This is a genomic window from Actinoplanes sp. ATCC 53533 (assembly GCF_003947245.1).
On the sequence record NZ_QHHV01000237.1, the window covers coordinates 1 to 6,048 of the forward strand.

Here is a 6,048-nt window from a genome sequence, read left to right on the forward strand (position 1 = left end):
GTTCCACCACGCGTAGCGCAGGTCCCGCTCCAGCAACTGCCGGTTGTCCTCGTCCGCCAGCGCCATCAGCAGAATCGAGTAGCCGTTGCTGATGTGCCGCGACTCGTCGGACTGCACCGAGTGGAACACCGTCGGCAGCAGGTAGTCGCCGTTGGCGGCCGCCTCGGACGGCATCGCCACGAACAGCGTGTTGGTGAACGCGGTCTCCGCGACCAGCGTCAGGTAGACGTTCGCCGCGGTGATGGCGTCGCCGGTGATGAAGCCCTCACCGAACTGCCGGCCGATCGTGCCGCAGTAGCTGTTGGCGAACGCCTTCTCGGTGATGTCGAACCCGGCGGGGTCGATGTAGTGGTTCATGTACAGGCGCTTGAGGTTCATCTGGATCGTCGAGTGCCGTACCTCGTCGATCATCTGCACCGCGAGACCGTTGTGAATCTGCGGGTTGGGCACGGCGTCGATCGCCAGCGGCATCGCCCGGGCCGCCGAGATCTCCGGGAACGGGATGATGGACAGGAACAACTTCTGCCATTCCATCCAGCGTTCCTGCACCTGCCGGAACATGTTCCCGCGAATCGCGCCGTCCATCGCGCCGAAGACCCGGTTGTCCTTCTCCTCCTCCATCGGGAAGTAGGACCGGAGGATCTGCTTCAGCGGGTCCTTCTTCGGCGACTTGTCGAACTTGTAGTCGGTACCGAACTTCTTCGCCGGGGTGGCGAACGTCGGTTCCCACGACAGTTCCGTGATCTTCTCGTGCGCCTTGCTCAAACTTTGTCTGCTCACTACGGGGTCCTCCCTCGAGACGGATCCGGCGTCGCCGGCCGATGACCGCTACCCGGGCCGTCATCCGCGACCGGTGCTGTCGACGCCGAGTTCCTGGCCCATGACACCCCTGCTACGAGCGGGTTACCGTCTCAATCTGAGATACCGGTCACAGCGCGAGCGCCTACCCTTCTGAGGGAGACGGCGACCCAGGGAGGCTTCCGTGGCGAAGGCGCTGAGCAGCGGATCCGCCGAGTCCGGACCCGCGGCGACCACCGACATCGAAGTCAGCCACGCGCGCGACAGCTTCCTCAGCGGCACGAGCGAACGCGGCCCGTACGTCAGGCGGGCGATCCTGGCGTCCTGGGAGCGGTCGCGGGACAACAACGTCGGGGCCGACCGGATCCTCGCCCCGTTCATCCGCGACCCCGACCTCGAAACGCCGTTGGCGCGTGGCGCATCGCCCATCCTCGACGTGCTGCACGAACAGTTGCGCGGTGAGGAGGTCGGCACGATCCTGACCGATCAGAGCGGGCTGGTGCTCGATCGGCGGGTGTCCAGCCTCCAGATCAGCAAGGCGCTCGACACGGTCCAGTTGGCGCCGGGTTTCAGCTACGCCGAGAAATTCGTCGGTACGAACGGAATCGGCACCGCCATCTCCAGCGGATCGCCCGCATTCGTCGACGGCAGCGAGCACTACGCCGGCCAACTAGGGCAATTCGCCTGCGCGGGAACGCCCATTCGGCACCCGATCCACGGCAAGGTGATCGGCATCCTGGACATCACGACCTGGCGGCAGACACCTGGACCGATGCTGATAGCGCTGGCGTCGTCCACCGCCCGCCAGATCGAGGCGGAACTGCGCGCCCAGACCGGCATCCGGGAACTCGCCCTGGTGCACGAGTACATGAAGACCTGCCAACGGTCACCCGGCCCGGTGCTCGCGCTGAACAACGATGTGGTGATGATGAATGACGCGCTCCGGCACCTGGTCGACCCCGCCGAGCAGCAGACCCTGATCGGCTACGCGGTCGACACGATGCGCGCGGACAACCGGCACGCGTTGCGCACGGTCGAGCTGCCCAGCGGACGCACGGCACACCTGAGCTACTCCCCCGCCTCCACGGGTTCCGGGCCCGCCGGTGGGGTGTTCCGCATTCGGCTCGAACGGCACCCGGTGCCGCTGGTGGGCGGTGCCTCGCTGCACCGCACTCAGCGGATCAACCCACCCGGCCTGGCGGGCACCGGCCCCGCGTGGACGCGGTCCGTGCAGCAGACCGCCGCGTGCTTCGCCACCGGTGACTGGTTCGCGGTCGAGGGCGAGATGGGTGCCGGCAAGCTCGCCCTGCTCCGCGCAGTGCACCAACAGCACGAGCCGGGCCGGCACTTCCGGGTCACCCGGCCGCCCGCCACGGAAGGCGACAGCTGGCTCGAGACCCTGGCCGAGGATCTGACCACTCCCGGCGCCACAGTCGTGCTCCGGCACGCCGAGCGGTTGTCCGATCACCAGGCGACGGCGACGGCGAACCTGCTCACCGACCGCACGTGGGACGCCGCCCGGGTGGTCATCGCGCTGAGGGCGTCCGAAGCCGTGGCGCCCTTGCGATCCGTCTTCCCGCGCACCGTCGAAGTGCCCGCGTTGCGCCACCACATCGACGACCTGCCCGACCTGGTGCACCACCTGCTCCGGCAGCTGACCAAGGACGACCAACTGACGTGCTCGCCCCAGGCCCTGGCACAGCTGGCCCGGCTCGACTGGCCGGGCAACGTGAGCCAACTGCGCGGAGTGCTCGCCACCACGATCAAACACCGTTCCCGGGGCGTCATCGACGTCGCCGATCTGCCGCCGGAATGCCGGTCCGCGGGCCATCGGCTGCTCACGCCGATCGAGGCGCTCGAACGCGACGCCATCGTCAACGCGCTGCGTGACAACCAGGAGAACCCCACCCGAGCCGCGAAGGCGATCGGCATGTCACGAGCCACGATCTACCGAAAGATCCGCCAGTACGGCATCTCCTGACCGCGCATCGTCCAGGCGAGGTCGGTGAGGGCGATGCCGGCGGCGGTCATGTCGTCCTCCAGACGCACCGACGAGGGTCGTCGGCAGCCGCATCACGCGCGTGACTTGAGAGCCACTCGGCAGAACGCCGCCCCGACCGGGGCGGCGTTCTTGTGGCACCCGCCTCTCGGCCGAGTGGGCTCAGTGCCGGATCGGTTCCAGCCGTGCCGGGATGTGTTTGTGCCAGGGCGTGCCGGCGAAGGAATCCTTCCAGGTGGCGCTGGTCAACTCGTTGGGTGCGCTGCCGGTCGTGACGGCGCCGTCCGGGGTGGTGAAGTCGACACCCATGCCATCGGGCAGGGCGATGTGCCCGGCCTGCATGGTGGGGCTGACCTCGACGGTGGCGACCGTGATCCCGCAGTTGCACTCGCACAGCACGCAGGCGGTGCGCTGGGCGGCCTGCTCGGTCACCGGGTCACCGCCGCGGTCAGCAGGGCTTCCAGGCAGGCGGCCACGTCGTCGAGGGGGCGGATGTCGCGTTTGGCGCGGCACATCGCCACGCTGCCCTCCACCGCGGCGACGGTCAGAGTGGCCAACCGCACCGCATCGGGCTCGGCGGCGCCGTGCCGGCGCAGCGCTTCGGCGAGCAGTGTTTCCCAGGCGGTGAAGACCTCGGCGGCGGCGTCGACGGCGTCTCGCTGGTCGTCGGCCGGCTCCTCGACGGCGACGGCCAGGACGGGAGCGCTGACCGAAGCGTGCGGCCTCGACGCGCCGTCACCGGCGTGGTGGGTGATGTTCCGGGTCATCGACGAAGGCAGCTGGGGCTCCCGCGGCGGGGTGCTCTCGGTCCTGGACCTGCTCGACCCCCGGGTCTTCACCACCGAACGGATCACCGCGATCCGCTCCGCGTTGGGCCCGCTCAGCTGATCAGGTGGGGACGACCGGCGGTCGACTCGGCCACGCCGTCCGGACCGGCAAGCCCGCCACTCGGCGCGCGAGGCCTCCGCCTGTCACCTCACCCGGGACGCCGGCACAAAGTACAACGGCCCATCCGCACTGGGCATGACACGGACCAAACCGGCGCGCCGAGAATTAGCCACCGGATTGGTCAAAGACACCGAAAACACCGTTCCGGGAACGTATGCCATTAAGGCCGGACGGCCGCTCCCCGACCCCGAGAACACGGCCCTGAGCTGGGAAAATAATTTCTTCCTTAGCTGTTGATCCTTCGTGGGACCGCTCCCGTACACGTGGCCGGAAGCACGTGGAAGTGCTCATGGGGAAAGCGCAGGTCCGCCGGTGTACAGATCTCGATTCAACCAGTCCCGCACCAATGTGCGCCGGTGGCAGCTCGGCGTGGTCGCCGGAGTCGCTGTGGCCCTAGTCGGAGTCGGTTTGGGTGTCGCCTCCGCGGCCGAGGGGGTGCCCACCGTCAATTGTCCGCGCGTGACCGTCAACGTGGCGGTGCCGCAGCAGGCGCAGGCCGAGGTGGTGCGCAACCTGCAACTGCTCAACACGCAGATCGCCGAGGCCAACACCCGGATCGCCGACACCGTCGGCCAGGGCGGCCCCAACTTCATCCAGAACGCCATCCTCGGCCCGCTCAAGGACAAGCGATTCGCCACCATCAACCGGATCGAGACCGCGATCGGCCGCAACGCCCCCAAGCCCAACCTGAACGCCGAGGGCCTGTCACCCTGCAAGCTGAACCAGGACGGCGGCGCCTCGGCGCAGCAGCCCACCAACGTCACCGTCCGCCAGGCCGGCCAGAACGCCGCCGGCACCGGCTCGGCGCCGACCGTCAACTGCCCCGCCGTGCAGGTCAACGTGGCGATCCCGGCGCAGGCGGCGGCCGAGGTGCAGAGCAACCTGCGGCTGCTGCAGACCCAGATCACCGAGGCCAACACCCGGATCGCCGACACCGTCGGCCAGGGCGGCGCCAACTTCATCCAGAACGCCATCCTCGGCCCGCTCAAGGACAAGCGATTCGCCACCATCAACCGGATCGAGACCGCGATCGGCCGCAACGCCCCCAAGCCCAACCTGAACGCCGAGGGCCTGTCACCCTGCAAGCTGAACGAGAACGGCGGTGGCGCCCAGCCGGCGCCCAACGCGGGCAACGGCGGCAACGCGGGCAACGGCGGCAACGCGGGCAACGGGGGCAACGCGGGCAACGGCGGCAACGGGGCCGGCAACGCTCCCGGCGCCGGCCTGGGTGTCCTCGCCAACAGCTGCGACAACAGCAGGCTGCAGCCGCACGACGGCTTCCAGAAGGGCAACCGTTGTGTCTCCACCGAGTTCGGCGAGGTCGGCAGCGCGCGCAACAACCCGTCGCTGCTGATCACCGGGGCGCCCCGGCAGGTCGGGGTGAACCAGCCGTTCACGCTGAAGGTCAGCACCCGCAACCTGATCCGCGACCGCTTCCTCGCCGCCGGGCAGGGCGGCTACTACGTGGAGAGCTCGATCCTGCAGGGCGGCCTGGTGCGCGGCCACTTCCACACCGCCTGCCGGTTGCTCGCCAACACCGACGAGGCGCCCCAGGCCGACCCGGTGCCCGCGTTCTTCGTCGCCACCGAGGACAAGCGCGGCGGCGCCGCCCCGGACACGGTCACCATCCAGGTGCCCGGCCTGCCGGCCGCCGGCACCGCCCAGTGCGCCTCCTGGGCCGGCGACGGCTCGCACCGCATCCCGATGATGGAGCGCGCCAACCAGACGCCGGCCTTCGACGCCGTCCGCATCCAGGTGGGCTGAGTGACGGCCTCCCGGGTCCCGGCAGCCTCAGCCGGGATCCGGGAGGCCGCCCGGCTGCCCCGCGGCATCGTCGCGTCGCCCGGCCGCTGAGCTAGTGGGACAGCGCCTGGCTGGGTGGCAGGCGGGCCGCCGTCGCCGCCGGGTAGAGCCCCGCCGCCGCACCCACCGACAGGGTGGCGGCAAGACCACCCGCGAGCGCCCACCCGGGCATCGCCGGGGGCCACGATCGATACCACGCGTACCCGGCGGTGGTGAGGGATCCGATCAGGACGCCCGCACCGCCGCCCATGGTGGCCAGCAATAGCGATTCGCACAGGAATTGCAGACGGATCTGCCCACGGGTGGCGCCCAGCGCCCGGCGCAGGCCGATCTCCGCGCGGCGTTCGAGCACCGAGATCACCATGGTGTTGGCGACGCCGACCCCACCGACGATCAGGGCGACCGCGCCCAGGCCCAGCAGTAGCCCGTTGAGGGTGCTGCCGGCGGCCCGGGCCGCCGGCAGCGCGTCCGACGGCCGGGAGACCTTCACCTCGTTGGGT

The 6,048-nt window shown here is 69.7% G+C and carries 6 protein-coding genes and 1 pseudogene; 3 read left to right on the forward strand and 4 right to left on the reverse strand.

Going from position 1 to position 6,048, the window contains the following annotated elements; translation table 11 throughout:
* Positions 1-780: pseudogene (locus DMB66_RS50725) on the reverse strand (methane monooxygenase); the annotation flags it as partial.
* Positions 781-982: 202 nt separating this feature from the next.
* On the opposite strand from DMB66_RS50725, the gene DMB66_RS50730 reads away from it, so the two are divergent.
* Positions 983-2,779 carry a sigma-54-dependent Fis family transcriptional regulator gene (locus DMB66_RS50730; protein WP_125811280.1) on the forward strand — a complete coding sequence of 599 codons (1,797 nt, stop codon included), beginning with the start codon at positions 983-985 and terminating at the stop codon, positions 2,777-2,779.
* A 180-nt stretch (positions 2,780-2,959) separates the two neighbouring features.
* Here the strand turns inward: DMB66_RS50730 and DMB66_RS50735 are convergent, their stop codons facing one another.
* Both DMB66_RS50735 and DMB66_RS63200 read right to left on the reverse strand, forming a co-directional pair.
* Positions 2,960-3,229 carry a hypothetical protein gene (locus tag DMB66_RS50735; RefSeq protein WP_125811281.1) on the reverse strand — a complete coding sequence of 90 codons (270 nt, stop codon included), beginning with the start codon at positions 3,227-3,229 and terminating at the stop codon, positions 2,960-2,962.
* Complete coding sequence (locus DMB66_RS63200; protein WP_199753120.1) at positions 3,226-3,564, reverse strand: hypothetical protein; 339 nt, start codon at positions 3,562-3,564, stop codon at positions 3,226-3,228. Before DMB66_RS63200 ends, DMB66_RS50735 begins: the two co-directional genes overlap by 4 nt.
* On the opposite strand from DMB66_RS63200, the gene DMB66_RS65445 reads away from it, so the two are divergent.
* Entirely contained in the window at positions 3,551-3,685 is a 135-nt protein-coding gene (locus DMB66_RS65445; protein WP_255441466.1) for a hypothetical protein, read from the forward strand. The genes DMB66_RS63200 and DMB66_RS65445 overlap by 14 nt on opposite strands.
* A 519-nt stretch (positions 3,686-4,204) precedes the next feature.
* A complete protein-coding gene (locus tag DMB66_RS63205; protein WP_233625420.1) occupies positions 4,205-5,509 on the forward strand; it encodes a hypothetical protein in 1,305 nt (434 codons plus the stop codon).
* Between the two features lie 91 nt (positions 5,510-5,600).
* On the opposite strand, the gene DMB66_RS50755 is transcribed toward DMB66_RS63205, so the two are convergent.
* Positions 5,601-6,048: ABC transporter permease (locus DMB66_RS50755; protein WP_148112859.1), on the reverse strand; the 448-nt coding region annotated here is incomplete at its 5' end.